A 19,934-nucleotide genomic window follows, 5' to 3' on the forward strand; every position below is an offset into this window, starting at 1 on the left:
CGCCGGGAAAATCCCGCATGGCGGGAATGCGTCCGCCGGTCGCTCAGCGATGTGACGGTAGATGCGGACTTATTTTCACTGTGGGCACGATCTTCTCCGAAAACAGGTTCCCACTTTTCGGGATCATGCCCGAAGGGGCTTGGCAAAGCGGACCGGAGCCGCCAATCAGGGGGCCGGATTTCAACCGCACAAGAAGAGACGGAGAGAAAAGTTGGCAACGTTCAAGGCAGTCAGAATCGACAAGGCTGAAAAGGGCACCACGGCGGCGCTGACGCAGTTCGACGAGGCGGAGTTGATGGACGGCGACGTCACCGTCGCGGTCGAATGGTCCACCGTGAACTACAAGGACGGCCTCGCGATCACCGGCAAGTCGCCGGTGGTGCGCCGCTTCCCGATGATCGCCGGTGTCGATTTCGCGGGCACGGTTCTGGAGTCGTCGCATGCGGGTTGGAAGGCCGGCGACAAGGTTGTTTCCACCGGATGGGGTCTCGGCGAAACCCACCTCGGCGCCTACGCCGAGAAGGCGCGCGTCAAGGGGGACTGGCTGGTGCGTTTGCCGGACGGCATGACCACGCGCGAAGCGATGGCGATCGGCACTGCGGGTTTCACCGCGATGCTCTCCGTGCTTGCGCTGGAGAAGCATGGTCTCACGCCGAAGGACGGCCCGGTGATTGTCACCGGCGCAGCCGGCGGCGTCGGATCGGTTGCGGTGGCGCTGCTCTCCAAGCTCGGCTTCCAGGTTATCGCCTCGACCGGCCGTGCCTCCGAGCATGATTATCTGCGCGGCCTCGGTGCGTCCGAGATCATCGACCGCAACGAGTTGTCCGCACCTGGCAAGCCGCTCGGCAAGGAGCGCTGGGCCGGCGGCATCGACAGCGTCGGATCGACCACGCTGGCGAATCTGCTGTCGATGACCAGGTACGGCGGCGCGATCGCGGCCTGCGGTCTTGCCGGCGGTATGGATTTGCCGTCGTCGGTGGCGCCTTTCATTTTGCGCGGGGTGTGCCTTTTGGGCATCGATTCCGTGATGTGCCCGATCGGCCCGCGCAAGGCCGCCTGGGAGCGGCTGGCGAAGGACCTCGACCATGCAAAACTTGCTGAAATGACTAAGGAAATCGGTCTCGCCGAGGTCTTCGACGCAGGCCCGAAAATTCTCGCCGGCCAGCTTCGTGGCCGCACTGTGGTGAGAATTTCCTGAGGATGTTCAGACTTTGCCAACCATGATGCGCCAATGTTGCCATGGTTGGTATGGTAATCAGCGAGTTAAGGCGTAAACCGCCGGGCGCCTGGCCCGGCGGGTTCACTTGATCCGCAAGTTCAGTCAGTTGGAGTAGCCCGTATGCTCGTGCGCATCGTTGTTGGAGCCCTGCTTGCCGGTTCGGTTGCAGGTCCGGTGTTGGCTGAAACCCTGAACGCAGACGAAGCCCGCAAGTTTGTGGCCAACAAGATGTTCGCCTTCACGTGCTTCGACGGCACCAAGGGTGTCGGCAAGATCACGTACGATGGCGCAGCGGCAGGCGCGGTACAGTTCGGCGGCGCCGGCGAGACCCGCCATATGCGGCTGCCGAGCAATACGCTTCAGGTGCGCGGCCAGCAGATCTGCGCATCGATCAAGGGCATTCCCTTCGAGCCATGCTTCAACCTGAACAAGACTGACAATGTCAGCTTCCGCGGCTCGGTCTCGGGCATGGGCTTTGCCTATTGCGATTTCCGCAAGCACGGCAATGCGCGCGTGTTCCTGGCGCAGTCGATCTCGCGTCCGCGCTCGCTGCGCGCACCCGGTGTGACCCAGTCGGCGGATGCGACCCCGCGTGCCGAAGTGCGTCCGGCCTCGGTTCGCAGCGAACCGGCACTCGAACTGCGCCGCTCCGCCAGCGAGTAAACGAAGGATTTTGCTTCGTCATTGCGAGGAGCACTTGCGACGAAGCAATCCAGTTTTCTAAGAGTGGATTGCTTCGCTTCGCTCGCAATGACGATATATCGAATCACGCCGCCGGGCTGCCTTCAGCCGGCGGCGTCTTCGTTTGCCGGAACAGGATGCGCTGGTACAGCCATCCGATCGCCACCAGCACGAGGCCCAGACCGATGAACGAGAACGCGCGGTAAGCGCCGGTCAGGTTCGACATGTCGATCAGGAACACCTTGAGCACGGTGAGGGCGATGATCACCGCTGACGCAAGGCGCGCACGCTGCGACGGCAGCAACAGGCCGATGCCGAGCAGCACCACGCCGAACACCAGCCACGCCACCGAATATGTGTACTGCTCGGCGTCGAACGTGTCGCCGCTGTTGAGGTAGAGGCAATGATAGAGGTGCCGGATCTGCAGCGTGATGTAGGCGAGCGCTAACACGAGCGCACCGGCCGCGATGGTGCCAGCATAGGTCGCCGTGCGGCGGCCCGCCACGGCATAGGACAGCAGCAGCGCGAGGATCGCCGGAAGCGCGTAGCCGAGGATCAGCGGGTTGATGAACGTGCCTGCGATCTCGATCCTCCAGATCGCCGGATTGGCGATGAAGAACAGCCCGAACAGGATCGCGAGACCGGCGAACCATGTCAGCAGCAGCGCGCTCGCGTTGTGAATGACGCTCCTTGTCCGGATGCGAAGCCGTTCCAGTCCAAGGGCCATCGCCAGTGCGACGCAGACTTGCAAGCCAATCTCGATCAGGTCAGAAGACCGGCTGTAGATGTTGCCGCTGTTGATGTAGTGGCGGATCTCCGTGAAGGCGAGCAGCACCGTGAACAGGATCGCGGCGGCTTCCACGCCGCGCAGCGGGCCATCGTCGCCGCGGCGGCGCAGGAAGTGCGCGCCGAGCCAGAATGAGGCTGCCGGAATGCCGTAGCCGAGCAGCAGCCAGTTGAAGATCGGCGTGGTGCCGAGGTCATCACCCACGATGCGCGGCTCGTGGCCGATCCGCAGCACCACGATGCCTGCCAAAATTGCCGCGAGCGCACGCAGGAACGGGATCGGCCGTTTCATGGAGATCCATGCGGTGCCGAGCGACATCAGCGCCAGCGCGATGGTGAGCCAGCCTTTCTCAAGCGCGAACGTAAACGCCAGCGCCAGCGCGGCGAGCGTGCCGGTGGCGAACATCGCGGTTGCGATCATCTGACCGGGACGCGTATCGCGTTTGGTCAGGAGTTCGGTCGCCGCGGCGAATGCGCCGGCGACTGCAATGGCGATGATCGCGAACGGGATCGAACGATCCAGATGCGCGATGCGCGCGTAAAGCGCGACCAGCAGTGCCAGCGGCGTGAACACGCCGGCCGCCGCCCAGATCACCGGAATGATCGCGCTGACGGAACGGCCCTGCGCGAGGAAACCCGCTGCGCCAAACGCTGCGCCGAAACCGGCCGCCGCGAGGAGATGCATGCTGATCGAGCCTTCGTCGGCGCGCGTGCCGATGCCGGGCATTGCGCCGCCGGGCATCACGGTGAGTTCGGGATTGGCGCGGATCGCCCATTCGGCAAATACGGCGAAGACGAACAATGCGGCCGCAACGATTGCGCCGGTGGCGCTCTCCGCACGCCAGGCGATGGCGAAGGTTGCTGCAACCAGCAATGCGAACACGATCATCGCCGCATCGGCGTGATTGTGGCCGAGCACCAGCGCCGTGGCGCCGAACAGGAAAACCGCGAGCGACATCGATGAAACAGGCTCGACCTGGCCTTGCTCCGCCGACGGGCCGAACATGAACCCGGCGACCACCAGAACCGCGGCCAGCGCGAAGCTTGCAATCATATCGAACGCATGCGGGCCAAGCGTGTTGGCTTCGGCAATGCCAACCAGCATCCAGAAAGCGCCAAACGCGATGGTGGTGACGGCGAGCCAGCGCCACAGGCGAATGCGTGCAAGGCCGAAGGCGGCTGCGGTGACGATGGAGATATAGATATAGAGCGCCCAGTAGTCCGGCTTGTCCGATGCCACCAGCAGCGGCGTCACGAATGCGCCGACCACGCCGAGGCCCGCAAGCGCCGGACCATGCAAGAGCGCAGCGGCAAGGGTGCCGAGCGCGACCGCGCCGAGCAGGACGAAGGCGACAGGCGGTGCGAGAAAACCGTAGAGCGCGTAGGATGCATAAACGGTGGCGAATGCAACCGCTGTTCCGGCTGCGGTCAGGATCGCCGGGATGTTGGCAATCGGCAGCGGTGCGATCGACGACAGGCTCTCCTTGCGCCGTGCGAACTCACCGACCGCAAGCAGCGCCAGCGCGAACAGGCCGCCGAGCAGCACACGCACCTCGGGGCCGAGCAGTCCGGCTTCGATGGAATACTTGACCAGGAAGACGCCGCCGAGCGCGAGCGTCAGTCCGCCGACCCAGACCACCCAGCGGGTGCCGATGCGCTCCTCGAAGCCGGGGCCGCTCGATGCAGCCGGTGCGGCAGGTTGAGCGGGTGTTTCAGGAATGCCGCCGTCCACTGTTTCCCGATAGCGTGATCCGGCAGGCGGCAGCGGCGGCGGTGTAGACGCAGTCCGTTCGGCTGATTCAGGGGCTGCGGTTTCGGGCGCGATCGGCGGAGCGATCGGAGCATCCGTTCTTGTTGTCGATGGACGCGCGCCGCCCGCGAGCGAGGCTTCGAGGAGTGACAGCCGCGCCTCCAGTTCCTTCGAGCGCATGGTCACGTTGCGGGCAATGCCGATCGCGATAAGAGCAAGGACAAGCGCAATAAATTCCATCGGTCCTCCTTGCGCGATCCGCCTCAGCGAGGGCTTTCGGATCACGCGAAAAATTCAAAGCAGCCCCGAACAACCGGGCCTTAAATTCAGCGTCGTCCCCGTACCCGCAATCCGGGCGCGGGCCGTTCCTGCAAGACTTCGCGGCGAAAACGAAACAGCGCCGCTGGGCGTCCGCCGGTCTGGGTCGACATTTCGCCGGTCGGTTCGACCAGCGCACCGGCCTCCACCAGACGGCGGAAATTCTGCTTGTGCAAATGACGTCCCGAGATCGCCTCAACGGTGCGCTGCAAGTCCGTTAGTGTGAACTCCGAGGGAAGAAGTTCAAACACCACCGGGCGATATTTCAGCTTGGCGCGCAGCCTCGCGATGGCGGTGGCGAGAATCCGGCGGTGGTCGAACCGCATCGGCGAGCCGAGCGCCGGCAGTGTCTTGCGCGCCAGTGCGGCGGGACGCCCGTCGCGGCGGGATTCCTCGATCAGCCCGGCCTCATAGAGCAGTTCATAACGGTCGAGCACGCGCTCTTCGTCCCACTGCGCACCGTGGGTGCCGAAGTAAAGCCGGACGCGGTCGCCGCGCGCCAGTGCGCGTGCGGTATCCGGCTTTTCGGATTGCGCCGCCCAGTTTTCCAGCGCCGGGAGAATCTCTTTCTCGATCATTGCCGGGCGCTCGTCGCGCCAGTCCTCCCACGGAAAATAGCGATACCACGGCTTGAATGTCGCGCCCGCCACCTGCGGCTTCGAGGTGCTGTCCGCGGCGCGGGTCAGCGCGAGATAGCCGACCGAGGCGACATGCGCGTCGGTGTCGCTGCGCTGGGCATGACGGCCGCGATCGCCGAAGGTGTAAAGCTGTTCGACATAGCCGAGCCGCAGGCCGGTCTGCTCTTCCACCCATGAGCGCAGGCCGATTTCCAGCGTGCGATGAGCGACCGCGTCGAACGGCCCGAACGGCAGGCCCTCGAGTTCGTCGCCGTCGCTGCCGGAGGCCGTCAGGATCGACGGCTCGTTGCCGTCGATCGACACGATGGCCGCCGTCAGTCCGATCTCGATCGGTGTAAGGATTTTATCGGTCATGATGCAAAAGCCCCGTCATTGCGAGGAGCGTAGCGACGAAGCAATCCAGCTTTCAGTTGCTCTGGATTGCTTCGCTTCGCTCGCAATGACGGATCTCATTCAATCTCCACCCGGAACGGCCGCCCCTCGATGGTCATGTTGCCCGGACCCATGGCGTCGAGCGCGCGGACCATGCGCCCATTACGCCCCAGCACCTCGTCCGCCAGCGTGACGATCAGGCGGTTGGGATAGGCGCTCGGCGATGCCGAGCGAATCTGCCGTGCGATGGAGGTCTCGTCCCGATGCGGATTGAGCGCGCAGGCCGCCATGAATGCGCTCGCGGTAGAGCGGCTGATCCCGGCATAGCAATGGATCACCATCGGCGCGGTGCGATCCCACTTGCGGATGAAGGTCAGCGCCTGTTCGACATGCTCATGCGACGGCGCGGTGAATCCCTGCGCCGGTTCGATGATGTCGTCCATCTGGATGCGCAGGTGATTGGCCTCCGGCACCGACACCGGACGCACCACCTGTGCGACATTGGCCATCACGGTGAGGATGTGTTGGGCGCCGGTGGCTTCGACAGTGGCGGGCAGGGCGGCGAGCGAGCAGACGTGAATCATGGCGGTCCTTATGTTCCGCACGAGTATATGCCTGCTGTCTTCGCCCGTCATGCTGCACGGCAAACATGCCGTGGATGATTATGACAAAAGCGCCTTGAATCGCGCGAGAAACTGCTTTTCGGCGCGCCCGGCCGACCATGGCGTCACATAGTCTTTCTCGGTCGCTGGTGGCAGCTTGGGATCGCGGCCGAACAGACGCCTCGCTTCGGCCTGCGCGAAGCCGGCAAGATGCGTCGCCTCAAGATAGGCCGCGCCCATGTCGGCGGACTTGATCTGCTGCTCGATCTCGGCGGGCAGCACCGCAGGAAGGCCGAAGCGGATGTGGATCGCCGACAGGAGCCGTTTCTCGACGACTTTATACGAGCCTCCGATCACCGCCTTGAACGGCGAGATCATGTCGCCGATTACGTATTCCGGCGCGTCGTGCAGCATCGCCGCGAGGCGAATGCGATGATCGACGCGCGGGGTCTGCTGGCGCAGCACGGCCTCGACCAGCAGCGTGTGCTGTGCGACCGAGAAGATATGCGCGCCGTGGGTCTGTCCGTTCCAGCGTGCCACGCGCGCGAGGCCGTGAGCAATGTCCTCGATCTCGATGTCGAGCGGCGAGGGATCGAGCAGGTCGAGGCGGCGGCCCGACAGCATGCGCTGCCAGGCGCGCGATGCTGGTTTGGAGGGCGATGATTTCTTCGTGATCATTTTGATTTTACGCGCACGGGCTTCTTCAGCTTGCTGCACGTTTCATGGCAATGGCAGGTCACAAGATGGTCGTTGACCATGCCGGTGGCCTGCATGAAGGCGTAGACGATGGTCGGCCCGACGAATTTGAAGCCGCGCGCCACCAGCTCTTTCGACATTTTGATGGACACGGGCGTGGATGCGGGCACCGAGGCTGTGGTCTTGAAATTGTTGACCTTCGGCTTGCCGTCCATGAAATCCCAGAGGAAGGCGGAAAAGCCGGGGCCCTCTTCCATGATCTTCAGATACGCCTTGGCGCTGTTGACGGTGCCTTCGATCTTGGAGCGGTTGCGCACGATCCCGGCATCGTTCATCAGCGCGGCGACCTTCTTGTCGCTGTAGCGCACGATTTTCGCCGGCTCGAAATCGTCGAAGGCTTTTCGGAAATTGTCGCGCTTGCGCAGGATCGTGATCCACGACAGCCCGGCCTGAAATCCGTCGAGGATCAGTTTCTCGAACAGCGCGCGGTCGTCGTATTCCGGCACGCCCCATTCGGTGTCGTGATAGGCCATGTAGAGCGGGTCTTCACCCGGCCACGGGCAGCGCACCAGCCCATCGTCATGCAGGCGCGCGCTTCTCATGCGGAGGCCTGCTTCGGTGTGGCCTTCACGTCATCGGGCGAAACCAGACTGATCGGGAGCCCGCCCGCGGTGAGCGGCAGTCCGGCCTCAAGTGCATCGGCAACGCGGTCGGTGCGCAGCAGCGCGAGGCCGACGCCGTTCGCCGACGAACCCATGGTGCCGACGGCCTTGTCGCCCGCGGTCACCGGCAACCCGATTTCCGGCACCGAGCCGCCCAGCCGCACGCGGACGGTGCGCGTGCGCGCGGTGCCGCGATGCTGCATGCGGGAGACGACCTCCTGGCCGACATAGCAGCCCTTGTCGAAATCGACGCCGTGCAGGCGGTCCATGTTGGTCTCGTGCGGGAAGGCGTCGCCGTAGATGAAGTCCACGCCGCCGCGCGGCGCGCCGCAGGCAATGCGGTGGGCCTCATAGGCCTCGCTGTCGGTCACGTCCGCGCCGATCGCGGCCGCGGTCTCGTCGACCAGATCGTCCGGCACGAAGATGCGCCAGCCGAGCTGCGGATCGCGCGGGTCTTCGAATGCGAGGTCAGGCTTCGTTGCCGGAGCACCGCCCCAGACCGCCATCACGCCGAGCTGCGGCGACAGGTTGTCGACCGTGACTTTCTTCCGCAGCTTGTAGAATCCGAGTTTGGTGGCGAAGGCCTGCGCGAGCGCCAATGGCACGTCGAACACGAAGCCGCCGCCATGGGCCTCCGGCGCCTCGGTGACGAGAAAATCCACGATGATCTTGCCCTGCGGCGTCAGCAGCGCGCCGAACCGGCCCACACCGGGCCGCACCAGTTCCACATTGGTGGTGATCAGCCCGTCGAGGAATGCCCTCGCATCTTCGCCGCTGACTTTGACGACGCCGCGATCCGGCAGAAACGCTGCTTTCATAAGGTTTTCTCGGGATTCTCAAGTTCTGTGGGACAATTCGCCCGCTGGTTGTTACATCGCAACGTAAGGCGCTAAGGTGCGGACAACAAGGCCCGCGCCGCCGTGCAGCCACAGCATTGAACGCGTAAAATCCGGCCCCAAAATCAGACGAGTTTCGAGCATTGACCCAGACATTTGATGTGATTCTAAAATCCGGCACCGTGGTCAACCAGGACGGCGAGGGGGTCCGCGACATCGGCATCTCCGCCGGGCGGATCGCGGAGATCGGATCGCTCGGCGCTGCCAGCGCGGGCGAGGTGATCGACTGCAAGGGGCTGCACATCCTGCCCGGCGTCATGGACACGCAGGTGCATTTCCGCGAACCGGGCCTGACCCACAAGGAAGATCTGGAAACCGGATCGCGCGGCGCGGTGCTGGGCGGCGTCACCGCCGTGTTCGAGATGCCGAACACCAATCCGCTGACCGTGACCGAGGAAGCCTTCACCGCCAAGGTGAAGGCCGGGCAGCACCGGATGCATTGCGACTTCGCCTTCTTCATCGGCGGCACCCGCGACAACGTCAATCATCTGCCCGATCTTGAACGCGCGCCGGGCTGCGCCGGCGTCAAGGTCTTCATCGGCTCCTCGACCGGCTCGCTGCTGGTGGAGGACGATGACAGCCTGCGCCGCATCTTCAAGGTGATCCGCCGCCGCGCGGCATTTCACGCCGAGGACGAGTACCGCCTCAACGACCGCAAGCATCTGCGCATCGAGGGCGATCCGCGCTCGCATCCGGTGTGGCGCGACGAGGACGCGGCGCTGATCGCGACGCAGCGGCTCGTGAACCTCGCGCGCGAGACCGGCAAGCGCATCCATGTGCTGCACATCTCGACCAAGCAGGAAATCGAGTATCTGCGCGACCACAAGGACGTCGCCTCCTGCGAGGCGACGCCGCATCATCTGACCCTCGCCGGTCCCGAGGCCTATGAGCGGCTCGGCACCAAGGCGCAGATGAACCCGCCGGTGCGTGATACCAGCCACCGCGACGGCATCTGGTGCGGCATCGAGCAGGGCATTGTCGATGTGCTCGGCTCCGATCACGCGCCGCATACGCTGGAAGAAAAGGACAAGGTCTATCCGGCTTCGCCGTCCGGCATGACCGGCGTGCAGACGCTGGTGCCGATCATGCTCGATCATGTCAACGCGGGACGGTTGTCGCTTGCGCGCTTTGTCGATCTCACCAGCGCCGGCCCGGCGCGGCTGTTCAACATCGCCTGCAAGGGCCGGATCGCCGCCGGCTACGACGCCGACTTCACCATCGTGGACATGAAGCGCGAGGAAACCATCACCGACAAGTGGATCGCCTCGCGCGCGGGCTGGACGCCGTATGACGGGGTTAAGGTCAAGGGCTGGCCGGTCGGCACCTTCGTGCGCGGCAAGCGCGTGATGTGGCAGGGCGAGGTCGCGACCCCGTCGACCGGCGAAACGGTGCGGTTTCTGGAGACGCTGAAGGCGTGATCTGAAGAGCGACCGAACAACGCCCCGGCAGCGATGCCGGGGTTTTTGTTTTCGCGAAATCCATCAATCAGGATCGCAAAGGCCTCACGCGACCTCGTCGGTCCAGACCTTGAAGCTGATCAGTTCATTCGGCCCGAATGTCTGCGTGATCGGAACGTCGGAGGCGTCGCGGCCCTGCGCGATCAGCACACGGCCGATGCGCGGCACGTTGTTGCGCGGATCGAACATGTGCCAGTGGCCGCCGATATAGGCTTCGAACCAGCCGGCGAAATCTCCAACCCATGGCTTCGGCGTGCCGATGTCGCTGAGATAGCCGGTGCAGTAGCGCGCCGGAATATTCATGCAGCGGCAGAGCGTGATGGCGAGATGCGCGTAGTCGCGGCATACGCCCTTGCCTTCGTTGTAAACCTCGAACGCCGTCATCGTCGCGCGCGCATGCTCGTAGCCGAATTTGATGCGGTGATGGACGAAATCGCAGATCGCCTGAACGCGCGCCCAGCCCGGTGCGGTGTTTTCAAACTGCTTCCACGCAATGTCCGACAGGCGATCCGTCTCGCAGTACCGGCTGCCCAGCAGATAGACCAGCGTGTCCGGCGGCAGATCCTCCACCGCGTGCTGGATCGCCGACGGGACGGCGACATCCGGCACGCCGCTGTCGCGCACCAGTCCGTCGGCGAAAAGGCGAACCCGTCCCGGCGGCGCGACCATGCGGCTGCACCAGTTGCCGAACATGTCGCGATAGGGCGTGATCGGCACCGGCGGGGTCGTGGTGAGAAAATCGGGGGTGATGACATCCGACGCGCGCGTGAAGTGCGTGCCCAGCACCATGATCATCGGCGTGGCCTGCGGAAAATCGTAGATCATCTCGTAGCCGACGCGAATCCTGATTCCAGTCACGTGTTTCCAATCGTGTGTGTGTGTGTGAAGGTCATCCCGGCATCGATGCCGGGCCTGTTGTTTGAGGTGTTAAACCAGTGCGATCACCGGCTCCTGCAACGAGGTCACCGGAATATTGACGTGGCAAACGAGACCGGCTGGATCGAAGATCAGCCGTGCTTCGCCCTGAAGCTGGCCGGGCAGCGCCTGCTCGATGAACCGGCTGCCGAAATTCTTCTGCTTCGGTTCGGTCACCGCCGGCCCGCCGCTTTCCTTCCATTCGAGGGTGAAGCGTTCCGCCTCGGCATCGACCGACCATCTGATCGAGACGCGGCCGTCCGGCACCGACAGCGCGCCGTATTTCAGCGCGTTGGTGCAGAGCTCGTGGATCACCATCGACAATCCGACGGCAGGTCCCGATGACACGGCGACGTTCTCCCCGGTGATCGTGAACTGCGCCAGCCCCTCGGTCTGGAACGCGAGGATTGCGTTTTCGATCAGCGAGCGGCAGCCCGCGCCGGTCCAGCTCTCGCGAATGAGAAGATCGTGGGAGACGCCGAGCGCCGCCAGACGGCTGGCGATGGTCTTGGCCGCCGCCTCGACGCTGGTGGCTTCGCGCAGGCTTTGCGAGGCGATCGCCGAGGCAATCGCCAGCATGTTCTTCACCCGGTGATGAAGCTCACCGATCAGGACGGTTTGAAGTTTCGCGGCGACAACACGGGCATGAGCTTCGACACCTGCCTGGATGAGCAGTTGCCGAAGCTGGTCGTTTTCGTCCTCGACGTCGCGTAGCGGGGCGAGATGCCGCTCAGTGCTCATGAATTATCCCGTGTTTCGGCCGCGCCTTATGATTTGCGCTTTGCCACAAGCGGCGGGGGCGGATTCAGTTCCGCGATCTTGAGCAAGGCGTCGGCATGGGTGGCATGGGGACCGGTGACGAACGTCCCGCTCATCTTGGTGGTGTACCATCCCGAAACGACGCCAAGCCGAAGCGCCTCTTCCGGTTTGACGTGCCGCGACGATAGCTCTTTCGTTGTCATATCAAGCATGCATAGTCCTCCCGTTCCCGCCGAACGTCGCAATAAGTTTCAGGATCAATCGTTCGCGGGAAACAATCGAGGTGGAAAACGTAGTCAGCTTTCGCTGTCGAGCCGCGCGAAATCCTTGAGGACCGAGGCGACCAGATCGCGGTGGTGCGTATCGTGCACACCCAGCGTTGCGTAATAGAGATTCAGAATGTAACGCGCCTTCGCCGCTGCTTCGGGCCACGATGTTGCATCCGTGTCGAGCAACTCCGTTTCGATCTGAAGCTGCCGCTCGCGCAGGATTGCTGCGTGGCTCTCGGCGTCGGCGAGAATGCGCCGCAGTCCCGTCGCTTTCTGCGCTGCCATTCCGCGCCGGGAATCGAGATCGACGGGATCGTCAGACATTTGGCACCACCGCGTCCCGATGCTGCGCGTCGGCAAGATCGACCGAACCGATGGCGATCATTTCCATCGAGTGATGATGCGGCGGCGCGCCCGGCACCATGATCATGGTGGCGATGCGCCGAAAGCTCGGAAAGGACAGGCCTTCGATCATTTCCTCGTCGGTCACAATCTCGTAAGCACCAGCCGGAAGCAGGCGTTCAATGCCCTTGATGCGCGCCGGATGTTTGAAGGTGATCGTCTCCCGCCGCGTTCTCGTGATCATGAGAAGCGCTCCGCGGCAACCTGATGGTGTGGCATGAGTTGACTGTGCGCCTTTCCGGCGCGGATAGCTATCGGTTTATTGCCTGCGAACAGAGGCAATTCGCGCTAATTAAGGCGGCAACGCATTGACGTCGAAGGCCCGGCTGATTGCCCAGCTTTTTCATTTGCAGATGAACGCGTTCATGTTGTCGCGCATCCCTGCAACATTTCGTGATGGGGATACAAATCCCCGCGCTCGGAACCTCACTTATGTTCGCCATGTCCCGCCCCGTCATGAGGGGCGTTTCGCGATCGTCACGATACGCGGGGCGGGATGCGGTGGCGCGGCAGCGTCAGGCCGGAGCGAGGGTCGCAGGGCGCAAGCCCGGATCGCGCGCACGCACCCGCAAGGGCGTGCGCAACATCCGGAGGCGCGTGAGCGATGCAAGCGACGGCAGACGAACCACGCTGTGCGCGCCGGCCCAAGTCGTGTGGTCCCGACGCCCGAAGCTGGCGTCAGTCCGGCAGAGAGCCGCTTCCAACCGGAGGCGGAAACCCTCAGCAGGGATGCGGTGACGTAGCATCGTCCACCGGGGAGAGCACGAAGCAAGCCGGAGCCCCACCGCGTGCGGAACGCCGGATGCAAACGGCGTGACCGTGGCGACTACGCTCGTGTGCTTTCTCACTTTTGCACACGGGGCTGCGGATGCGCTCGCGCATCCGGCGTTCCGCGCGCCCTCATCTTGAGGGAGGAACGAACGAGAGCTTCGGGCGCCCCCGCGCCGTCATAACAACAGGGGCGATGGCGCGTGGCTGTTTGAAATTTGAATAGGAACAAGGGCGCGAGCCCTTCAACACCACCGATGTCGTCCCCGCGAAGGCGTGCGTCTTACTGCTTGAACTCGACCACCGAGAATTCGCCGCTGCGGATGCGGCCGGCGAGACCTTCGACGAACTTCGCCACCGCGTCTTCGCCATAGGTGCTGACGAGTTCAGCGAATGCGGCGAACAGGCTGGCCTGCGCCAGGCAATCGCCATCGACGCCGTCGTGACGCGCTTCCGCCCAGGCCTCGTTGAGGTAATTCAGCGCCGCCCGCTTCTGGTCCTGATCGGGCGAAAATCCGTGAACGGGCGTCCAATAGGAAGGATGCGACATGAAATCAATTTGCCTGTGGAACGCGTCCGGGCGGACTGCACGTTGAAACTGCACAGAGCATTAGCATGCAGGGCGGAGCCCGCGAGCCGGTTCTTTAGGAAAGGTTAACGGCGCGAATTCAAGTTATCGCGTTATTTCCGGCATTCCCGTTCGGGCCGGGGAAAGCTGTCCACCGGAAATTTCAGTTGGCGTAGCGCGCCGTGAGATCCCGCGAGATTTTCGAGCCTTCGTCGAGGTAGCGGCGGATGGCGACATTCGCGGCCGGCGTGCAGGAGCGGTAGGTTTGCTGGAACCCGTTATAGCCGCGGTTGAAGCTCGCGATCATCCGGCTGCGGCGATCGCCGGACGGGGTCTCGGCATCGACCAGCGCCTGCATTTCGGCGCGCCACTTCTGGCCTTCATTGGTGCCGCAGATTCCGCGCAGGTAATGCAGGGCGCCGAGGATTTCAGCCAGCCGCTGGAGATCGCCGTCGAACGGCGCAGCCGCGTCCTGGGCCCGGACCGGAACCGGACCGGCCAGTGCCGTCACCAGGAAAATCGCGAAAATCCGCTTCAGCATAAGGGCCGCATATGCCCGTTCAACGGGCCGGAAGCAAGGCAGAGACTAAAGGCCCATGATGGCGCAGGCGGAGCGGATCGTCTCGTCCAGTCCCTGGGTGACCCGCAGGCCGTGGACCGCCTCGCGCGGGGACAGCCATTTGGCATCGTCCAGTTCGTCATTGAGGGCGATCTCGTTGGCGACCCAGCGGGCAGCGAACGGCAGGACGACAAAATGGCCGTGGCCGCCGGTTCGCGGGGGCAGGGCCTCACGATAGCCGATCAGGCCGACGATCTCGATCTTGAGCCCGGTTTCCTCGCGGACCTCGCGGGCCAGCGCCTCATGCAGGCTTTCACCGAATTCCACCCGGCCGCCGGGGAAGGTGTAGACGCCCTTGGCCGGCTCGCGGGCGCGGCGGACCAGCAAAATCTTGCCGTCACGGAAAATCCCGGCGCTGACGGCGAGCTGCGGGCCGTTATGGGAAAAGCCGGTCACGGGTCAGCGGTTCATGATCTGGTCGATGTCATCGGCATCGCTGCTGCTGCCGTTGATCATGGAGCCTGCCAGGGTGACGAGCGGTTTGACCCAGCCCGCGGCTTGCTCGGCGAGGATGGTGCGGGTTTCGTCATGCCGGACCCGGCGCATGGCGTCTCCGACCGTGGTCAGGATCGAGGTCATGGTCGCGGTGATGTTGTCGAACTCGGCACGGACGGCCGGGTCGCTGGAATCATAGGCGCTGATGGCAAGGTCGCGGGCCTTGAAATTCGAGGCGGCGAAATGCTCGCGATAGCTCATCGGCTGCCAGCCGAGAAAGTCCTCGAAACATTCCGGAATGTCGGGGATCATTTCAAGCAGCATGATCGCTTCGTTGAAATGGTTCAGATAATCTGTGGCGAGCCCGGTGCGGGGATTGATGTTGGCGTCGCGCAGCCGCTGGGCGCGGGCGGCCATGTCATCGGCCAACTGGGCGTCTGAGGGGCCGCACTCGTCGTCAGCGGGGGACATTGCGTGCAGGGCGGAATTCGACATCGTGATGGATGTTTGGGCATCGCAGGTTAAAGGTGGCTGAACAAGTTTTGCTTATGTGTCATTTTCCAGCGCTGAGGCTTTATTTTCGAGTCTTTTTATGTGCGGGCGATACCTGATTACATCATCCCCCGAGGCGCTGCGCCGGCTGTTCGGCTATGGCGAGCAGCCGAATTTTCCGCCCCGGTATAACGTTGCTCCGACCCAGCCGGTGCCGGTGGTGATCCTCGAAAACGGCGTCCGCCAGTTCCGGCTGATGCGCTGGGGTTTTCTGCCGTCATGGGTGAAGGACCCGCGCAAGTTCGCGCTCGTCATCAATGCGCGCGCCGAAACCGTTTTGGAGAAGCCCTCGTTCCGCAATGCCATCCGGCGGCGGCGGTGCATTCTTCCGGCGGATGGCTATTACGAGTGGAAGACATCACCCACGCGCAAGCGGCCGCATCTTATCCGCCGCCGTGACGGCGCGCCGATCGGTTTTGCCGGCGTGGCCGAAACATGGATGGGACCGAACGGCGAGGAGGTCGATACCGTCGCTATCGTGACGGCTCCCGCGGCGCCGGAGATGGCGGCGCTGCATGACCGCGTTCCGGTGACGATCGAGCCGCGAGATTTCGATCGCTGGCTCGACGGCGGCGAGATCGATCTTGAACCCGCGCTGGAATTGCTGGTGGCGCCGCGGGCGGGGACTTTCGTCTGGCACGAGGTGTCAACCGCAGTGAACCGCGTCGACAATGACAGCGCGGACCTGATCCTGCCGTGCAGCGAAGAGGACATCGCCATCGCCGAGGCTGCGAGCCGCAAGCAACCCAAAGAGCCGCAAAGAAAGCTCAAGGCCTCTGCGCCCGAAGAGGACAACGGGCAGGGCTCTTTGTTTTAGAGGATCGCTGTTCTAGAGGTGCTTCGCGCCGGTCACGTCGCGGAAAATGTTCAGCGCCGCGTATTGCAGCAGCATGATGGTCTTGGCGTCGACAATGCGGCCGTCCGCGATCATCGCGAACGCCTCGGCGACCGGCAGTTCCAGCGTCTCGATATCTTCGCCTTCGTGGGCAAGACCGCCGCCGCTTCCGATCTTCATATCGGGCTGATATTCGGCGATGAAGAAATGGAGTTTTTCGGTGACCGCGCCCGGACTGGTGAAGGCTTCGAAGATTTTCTTGATGGGGCCAAGGCGATAGCCGATCTCTTCTTCCGCTTCGGAGCGGATGCGTGCTTCGGGCTCGGCGTCGTCCAGCGAACCGGCAGGCGCTTCAACCAGCAGGCCATCATATCCGTTGGCATAGGTGGGATAGCGGAACTGTCGGATCAGGATCACGGTGCGCTGCGCACGGTTGTAAGGGAGTATTGTCACGCCGTCGCCGCGATCGAAGGTTTCGCGATGCTGTGTTTGCCATTCACCGCTGGAGCGCCGCCAGTCGAAGGTTGTCGAACGTAGTTTGTATTTGTTGTCCGAGAGCACGCGGACGTCTTTGATGCGAATGCGGTCGCTCACGCTCATGCAGTTACCTTCAGGACTTGTCGGAAGTTGCTGTCAGGGCGTCATCGGGCGGCCATCGAGCCACTTTGCATAGACGACGCGCTCCTGCTGATCATAATCAAGCGTCTCGTAAAATGCTTGTACACGGGTGTTGTCTGCACGAACCAGCAGTTGGAGTTTCTCGATGCCACGATCGCGCAACCAGTCTTCCGCCGAGGCCATGATCGCGCGCCCGTATCCCTTGTTGTGGTGATCAGGGTCCACGGCGACATAATAGACCCAGCCGCGATGTCCATCGTGTCCGACCATGACGGTTGCAACGATGGTGTTTCCGTCGCGGCCGACGAGTACCTCCGAGTTGGTCTTGCCGCGCGCACGTGCAATGTCCGCCTGCGGTTCGTTCCATGGTCGCGTCAGTTCGCAGCGCTTCCACAGCGCAACGACATCGGGAATATCGGCGTCGGCGATAGCGCTGATGGCGAGGTTGCTTGTTGTGGTTGCCGATGCGTCGGTCACAGCACCTTGCCCGGGTTGAGAATATTGAGCGGATCGAGCAGATGCTTGATCGACCGCATAATGTCGAGGGCAACGGGGTCTTTGACATTCGGGAGTTCGTCGCGCTTCAGCACGCCGATGCCGTGCTCGGCGGAAATCGATCCGCCATGCTTTGCGACGACCGCATGCACCACGTCGTTCATGTCGTGCCAGCGCGCGAGATAGTCCGCCATGTCAGCTCCGATCGGCTGGCTGACATTGTAGTGGATGTTGCCGTCGCCAAGATGACCGAATGCAAACGGCCGGGCGCCGGGAATGAGTTTGGTCACGGCGGCGTCGGCTTCGCGCAGAAAATCCGGCACAGCGGCGACGGGGACGGAAATATCGTGCTTGATCGAACCGCCTTCGGGCTTCTGCGCCGGTGAAATGACTTCGCGCAGCTTCCAGAAAGCCGCGCGCTGGTCGAGATTGGCGGCGATCACGGCGTCGTTGACGATGCCGTCCTCCATGCCTTTGCCCAGGATCGCCTCGATGGTGTCGCGGGCGTCGTCCCGCGGCGAGGAGATTTCCATCAGAACGTACCAGGGGTGACGGCCGGACAGCGGCGCGCGGATCGATGGGCCGTGCTTCACGGTGAAGTCGATGGCGATCTGCGGGATCAGTTCGAAGCTGGTCAGGCTTCCTGCCGCGATGTTGCGCGACATGTCGAGCAATGTGAGCGCATCCTCCGGGGAAGCGATGGCAGCGAAGGCCGTCTCGACGGAGCGCGGCTTCGGAAACATCTTCAGCGTCGCGGCGGTAATGATGCCGAGCGTGCCTTCCGCGCCGATGAAGAGATCGCGGAGGTCGTAGCCGGTGTTGTCCTTCTTCAGGCTCGACAGACCATGCATGATGCGGCCATCGGCGAGCACGACTTCAAGCCCGAGCACGAGATCGCGCGCAACCCCGTAAGCAAGCGCGGCGATGCCGCCGGCATTGGTGGAGAGATTGCCGCCGATGGTGCAGCTTCCTTCCGCGCCGAGCGACAGCGGAAACAGCCGGTCGGCATCGGTGGCGCGCTGCTGCGCATTGGCGAGGATCACACCGGCTTCGACAGTCATGGCGTTGGATTGCGTATCGACGGCGCGGATCTTGTCGAGACGCCGTGTCGAGATCACCACTTCGCCGTTGTGCGGCGTCTGGCCGCCGACGAGGCCCGTATTGCCGCCCTGCGGCACCAGCGCGGTTCTCGTCTCGGTGGCGAGCTTGCAGATCGCGGAGACTTCCGCGGTCGAGCCCGGACGAAGTACCAGCGGTGAGTGGCCCTGAAACAGGCCTCGTTCTTCGGTGAGGTAGGGGGCGGCGTCGTGCGGATCGGTCACCGCATACTTCTCGCCAACGATCGCGGCAAAGCGCGCCAGCAACTCGGGCGACAGAACGGGGGGCGGTGGCTGCACGATATTCATGTCGTTATCAAAGTCCTGATCTGTCAGCTTCTTGGAACGGCGGCGCGTTGCAGGCGATCGTTGATGGCTTCGCCGAGACCCTCATTGGGCACTGCCATGACCGCGATGGCATGGGACCCGCGCGCATCGAGTTCGCGAAGATAACCGAAAAGATTCGCGGCGGCCTCCACCAGATCGCCGGCTTCCGACAAATTCATGACGCTGGCCCGTTCGGAGCCGGGAATCATGCGCGGCCCGAATGCCAGCAGTGCTTCTCCAGCTTCCAGCCGGTGCGCATTGAGCCGCACGGGGGTGTGCGGCGCGTAGTGCGAAGCCAGCATGCCCGGCGCCAGCGGAAGCGCCTCGGCTGAATTATGGTCCTCCGGCACGCGCGCGAGCTTTTCGCCCAGGACGCGTTCGATGTCCTCACGGGGAAGTCCGCCGGGCCGCAGCAGCAATGGCGTCTCGAAGCAGCCGACGATGGTGGATTCGACGCCGACCGAGACAGGTCCTCCGTCGACGATGAGATCGATGCGGCCGGAAAGGTCGCCGAAGACATGCTCCGCCGTTGTCGGCGAGACGTGTCCGGAGATATTGGCAGACGGCGCAACGATGGGCTTGCCGAAAGCCCGCAAAATCTCATGAGCGACCGGATGGGCGGGGACCCGAACCGCAACCGTCTCAAGCCCGGCGGTGGCGAGATCGGACACCGGACATCCCGGAGCTTTCGGCAGCACCAGTGTCAGCGGTCCCGGCCAGAAGGTTTCCGCGAGACGCAAACTCCTGTCATCGAAGCGTGCAATGCGCCTGGCGGCCTGCAAATCACCGACATGGGCGATGAGAGGATTGAACGAGGGGCGTCCCTTCGCCTCGTAAAGCCGGGCGACGGCGCGGGCATTGGTGGCGTCCGCGCCCAGTCCGTAGACTGTCTCGGTCGGAAACGCGACAAGTCCGCCGCCCTCAAGGCAGCGCGCAGCGGTGTCCGCTGCGCCGGAAGCGGGAAGAATTGCCGTTTTCAAACCAAGTTTCATCGCATGAGCCGCGCCATCGTGGCGTTTATTGAGGGATTTGATCCCTTATACAGCTTCTTGCGGTCCGCGAGAGCCGACGCTATACCGGCGCCCATGTCGGAGTGTGGCTCAGCCCGGTAGAGCACTGCGTTCGGGACGCAGGGGTCGCAGGTTCAAATCCTGCCACTCCGACCATAACTCTCAGAAAAATCAGCTATTTTTCCCCT

Annotated in this window: 23 protein-coding genes and 1 tRNA gene; 5 read left to right on the forward strand and 19 right to left on the reverse strand. The window is 63.4% G+C overall.

Features of this window, described 5'->3' with window-relative positions:
- The first annotated feature begins 211 nt into the window (after positions 1-211).
- Entirely contained in the window at positions 212-1,198 is a 987-nt protein-coding gene (acuI, locus tag HMPREF9695_RS01735) for an acrylyl-CoA reductase (NADPH) (protein WP_006019048.1), read from the forward strand.
- A 141-nt stretch (positions 1,199-1,339) separates the two neighbouring features.
- Positions 1,340-1,882 carry a hypothetical protein gene (locus HMPREF9695_RS01740; RefSeq protein ID WP_006019050.1) on the forward strand — a complete coding sequence of 181 codons (543 nt, stop codon included), beginning with the start codon at positions 1,340-1,342 and terminating at the stop codon, positions 1,880-1,882.
- Between the two features lie 103 nt (positions 1,883-1,985).
- Here HMPREF9695_RS01740 and HMPREF9695_RS01745 read toward each other — a convergent pair whose 3' ends face one another.
- The 6 genes from HMPREF9695_RS01745 to ygfZ all read right to left on the reverse strand — a co-directional run bounded on the left by HMPREF9695_RS01745 (position 1,986) and on the right by ygfZ (position 8,542).
- Positions 1,986-4,676, reverse strand: coding sequence for a DUF2339 domain-containing protein (locus tag HMPREF9695_RS01745; RefSeq protein WP_006019051.1), 2,691 nt, complete (start codon positions 4,674-4,676; stop codon positions 1,986-1,988).
- An 86-nt stretch (positions 4,677-4,762) separates the two neighbouring features.
- Positions 4,763-5,746 (reverse strand): NUDIX hydrolase, encoded by a 984-nt coding sequence (locus HMPREF9695_RS01750; protein WP_006019052.1) that lies wholly within the window; start codon positions 5,744-5,746, stop codon positions 4,763-4,765.
- Between the two features lie 95 nt (positions 5,747-5,841).
- On the reverse strand, positions 5,842-6,348 hold the full coding sequence (locus HMPREF9695_RS01755; protein ID WP_006019053.1) for a tyrosine phosphatase family protein: 507 nt from the start codon (positions 6,346-6,348) through the stop codon (positions 5,842-5,844).
- 78 nt (positions 6,349-6,426) lie between these two features.
- On the reverse strand, positions 6,427-7,044 hold the full coding sequence (locus HMPREF9695_RS01760) for a YfbR-like 5'-deoxynucleotidase (RefSeq protein ID WP_006019054.1): 618 nt from the start codon (positions 7,042-7,044) through the stop codon (positions 6,427-6,429).
- On the reverse strand, positions 7,041-7,664 hold the full coding sequence (locus tag HMPREF9695_RS01765) for a DNA-3-methyladenine glycosylase I (protein WP_006019055.1): 624 nt from the start codon (positions 7,662-7,664) through the stop codon (positions 7,041-7,043). The genes HMPREF9695_RS01760 and HMPREF9695_RS01765 overlap by 4 nt, the downstream gene beginning before the upstream one ends.
- Positions 7,661-8,542: a CAF17-like 4Fe-4S cluster assembly/insertion protein YgfZ gene (gene ygfZ, locus HMPREF9695_RS01770; protein WP_006019056.1), complete on the reverse strand. Its 882-nt coding sequence runs from the start codon at positions 8,540-8,542 to the stop codon at positions 7,661-7,663. Before ygfZ ends, HMPREF9695_RS01765 begins: the two co-directional genes overlap by 4 nt.
- Positions 8,543-8,703: 161 nt before the next feature.
- Between ygfZ and HMPREF9695_RS01775 the strand changes: the two genes are divergently transcribed.
- Positions 8,704-10,038, forward strand: a complete 1,335-nt coding sequence (locus tag HMPREF9695_RS01775; RefSeq protein ID WP_006019057.1) for a dihydroorotase — start codon at positions 8,704-8,706, stop codon at positions 10,036-10,038.
- Positions 10,039-10,122: 84 nt separating this feature from the next.
- Here HMPREF9695_RS01775 and HMPREF9695_RS01780 read toward each other — a convergent pair whose 3' ends face one another.
- The 9 genes from HMPREF9695_RS01780 to HMPREF9695_RS01820 form a co-directional block, all read right to left on the reverse strand.
- Positions 10,123-10,926, reverse strand: coding sequence for a transglutaminase-like domain-containing protein (locus HMPREF9695_RS01780; protein WP_041711772.1), 804 nt, complete (start codon positions 10,924-10,926; stop codon positions 10,123-10,125).
- 78 nt (positions 10,927-11,004) lie between these two features.
- Complete coding sequence (locus HMPREF9695_RS01785; protein WP_006019059.1) at positions 11,005-11,733, reverse strand: sensor histidine kinase; 729 nt, start codon at positions 11,731-11,733, stop codon at positions 11,005-11,007.
- Between the two features lie 26 nt (positions 11,734-11,759).
- Positions 11,760-11,963 (reverse strand): hypothetical protein, encoded by a 204-nt coding sequence (locus tag HMPREF9695_RS01790; protein ID WP_006019060.1) that lies wholly within the window; start codon positions 11,961-11,963, stop codon positions 11,760-11,762.
- Between the two features lie 84 nt (positions 11,964-12,047).
- Positions 12,048-12,344 (reverse strand): hypothetical protein, encoded by a 297-nt coding sequence (locus tag HMPREF9695_RS01795; RefSeq protein WP_006019061.1) that lies wholly within the window; start codon positions 12,342-12,344, stop codon positions 12,048-12,050.
- The gene (locus HMPREF9695_RS01800) at positions 12,337-12,606 is read right to left on the reverse strand and encodes a hypothetical protein (RefSeq protein WP_006019062.1); all 270 of its coding nucleotides are present in this window, start codon (positions 12,604-12,606) and stop codon (positions 12,337-12,339) included. The genes HMPREF9695_RS01795 and HMPREF9695_RS01800 overlap by 8 nt, the downstream gene beginning before the upstream one ends.
- Positions 12,607-13,473: 867 nt before the next feature.
- On the reverse strand, positions 13,474-13,740 hold the full coding sequence (locus tag HMPREF9695_RS01805) for a hypothetical protein (RefSeq protein WP_006019063.1): 267 nt from the start codon (positions 13,738-13,740) through the stop codon (positions 13,474-13,476).
- A 181-nt stretch (positions 13,741-13,921) separates the two neighbouring features.
- Entirely contained in the window at positions 13,922-14,299 is a 378-nt protein-coding gene (locus tag HMPREF9695_RS01810) for a TIGR02301 family protein (protein WP_006019064.1), read from the reverse strand.
- 45 nt (positions 14,300-14,344) lie between these two features.
- Positions 14,345-14,773 carry an NUDIX hydrolase gene (locus HMPREF9695_RS01815; RefSeq protein ID WP_006019065.1) on the reverse strand — a complete coding sequence of 143 codons (429 nt, stop codon included), beginning with the start codon at positions 14,771-14,773 and terminating at the stop codon, positions 14,345-14,347.
- A gap of 3 nt (positions 14,774-14,776) precedes the next feature.
- Entirely contained in the window at positions 14,777-15,283 is a 507-nt protein-coding gene (locus tag HMPREF9695_RS01820) for a hypothetical protein (protein ID WP_006019066.1), read from the reverse strand.
- Between the two features lie 121 nt (positions 15,284-15,404).
- On the opposite strand from HMPREF9695_RS01820, the gene HMPREF9695_RS01825 reads away from it, so the two are divergent.
- Positions 15,405-16,181, forward strand: a complete 777-nt coding sequence (locus HMPREF9695_RS01825; protein ID WP_006019067.1) for an SOS response-associated peptidase — start codon at positions 15,405-15,407, stop codon at positions 16,179-16,181.
- Positions 16,182-16,193: 12 nt separating this feature from the next.
- On the opposite strand, the gene HMPREF9695_RS01830 is transcribed toward HMPREF9695_RS01825, so the two are convergent.
- The 4 genes from HMPREF9695_RS01830 to HMPREF9695_RS01845 are packed head-to-tail and all read right to left on the reverse strand — an operon-like array spanning position 16,194 to position 19,728.
- Complete coding sequence (locus HMPREF9695_RS01830; protein ID WP_006019068.1) at positions 16,194-16,799, reverse strand: NUDIX domain-containing protein; 606 nt, start codon at positions 16,797-16,799, stop codon at positions 16,194-16,196.
- A 33-nt stretch (positions 16,800-16,832) separates the two neighbouring features.
- Positions 16,833-17,294, reverse strand: a complete 462-nt coding sequence (locus tag HMPREF9695_RS01835) for a GNAT family acetyltransferase (RefSeq protein ID WP_006019069.1) — start codon at positions 17,292-17,294, stop codon at positions 16,833-16,835.
- The gene (locus HMPREF9695_RS01840; RefSeq protein WP_006019070.1) at positions 17,291-18,718 is read right to left on the reverse strand and encodes an FAD-binding oxidoreductase; all 1,428 of its coding nucleotides are present in this window, start codon (positions 18,716-18,718) and stop codon (positions 17,291-17,293) included. Before HMPREF9695_RS01840 ends, HMPREF9695_RS01835 begins: the two co-directional genes overlap by 4 nt.
- Positions 18,719-18,741: 23 nt before the next feature.
- A complete protein-coding gene (locus HMPREF9695_RS01845; protein WP_006019071.1) occupies positions 18,742-19,728 on the reverse strand; it encodes an L-threonylcarbamoyladenylate synthase in 987 nt (328 codons plus the stop codon).
- Positions 19,729-19,825: 97 nt separating this feature from the next.
- Here HMPREF9695_RS01845 and HMPREF9695_RS01850 point away from each other — a divergent pair.
- Positions 19,826-19,902 (forward strand) — tRNA-Pro (locus HMPREF9695_RS01850).
- Positions 19,903-19,934 lie beyond the last annotated feature (32 nt).

This window comes from Afipia broomeae ATCC 49717, from assembly GCF_000314675.2.
GTDB lineage: Bacteria > Pseudomonadota > Alphaproteobacteria > Rhizobiales > Xanthobacteraceae > Afipia > Afipia broomeae.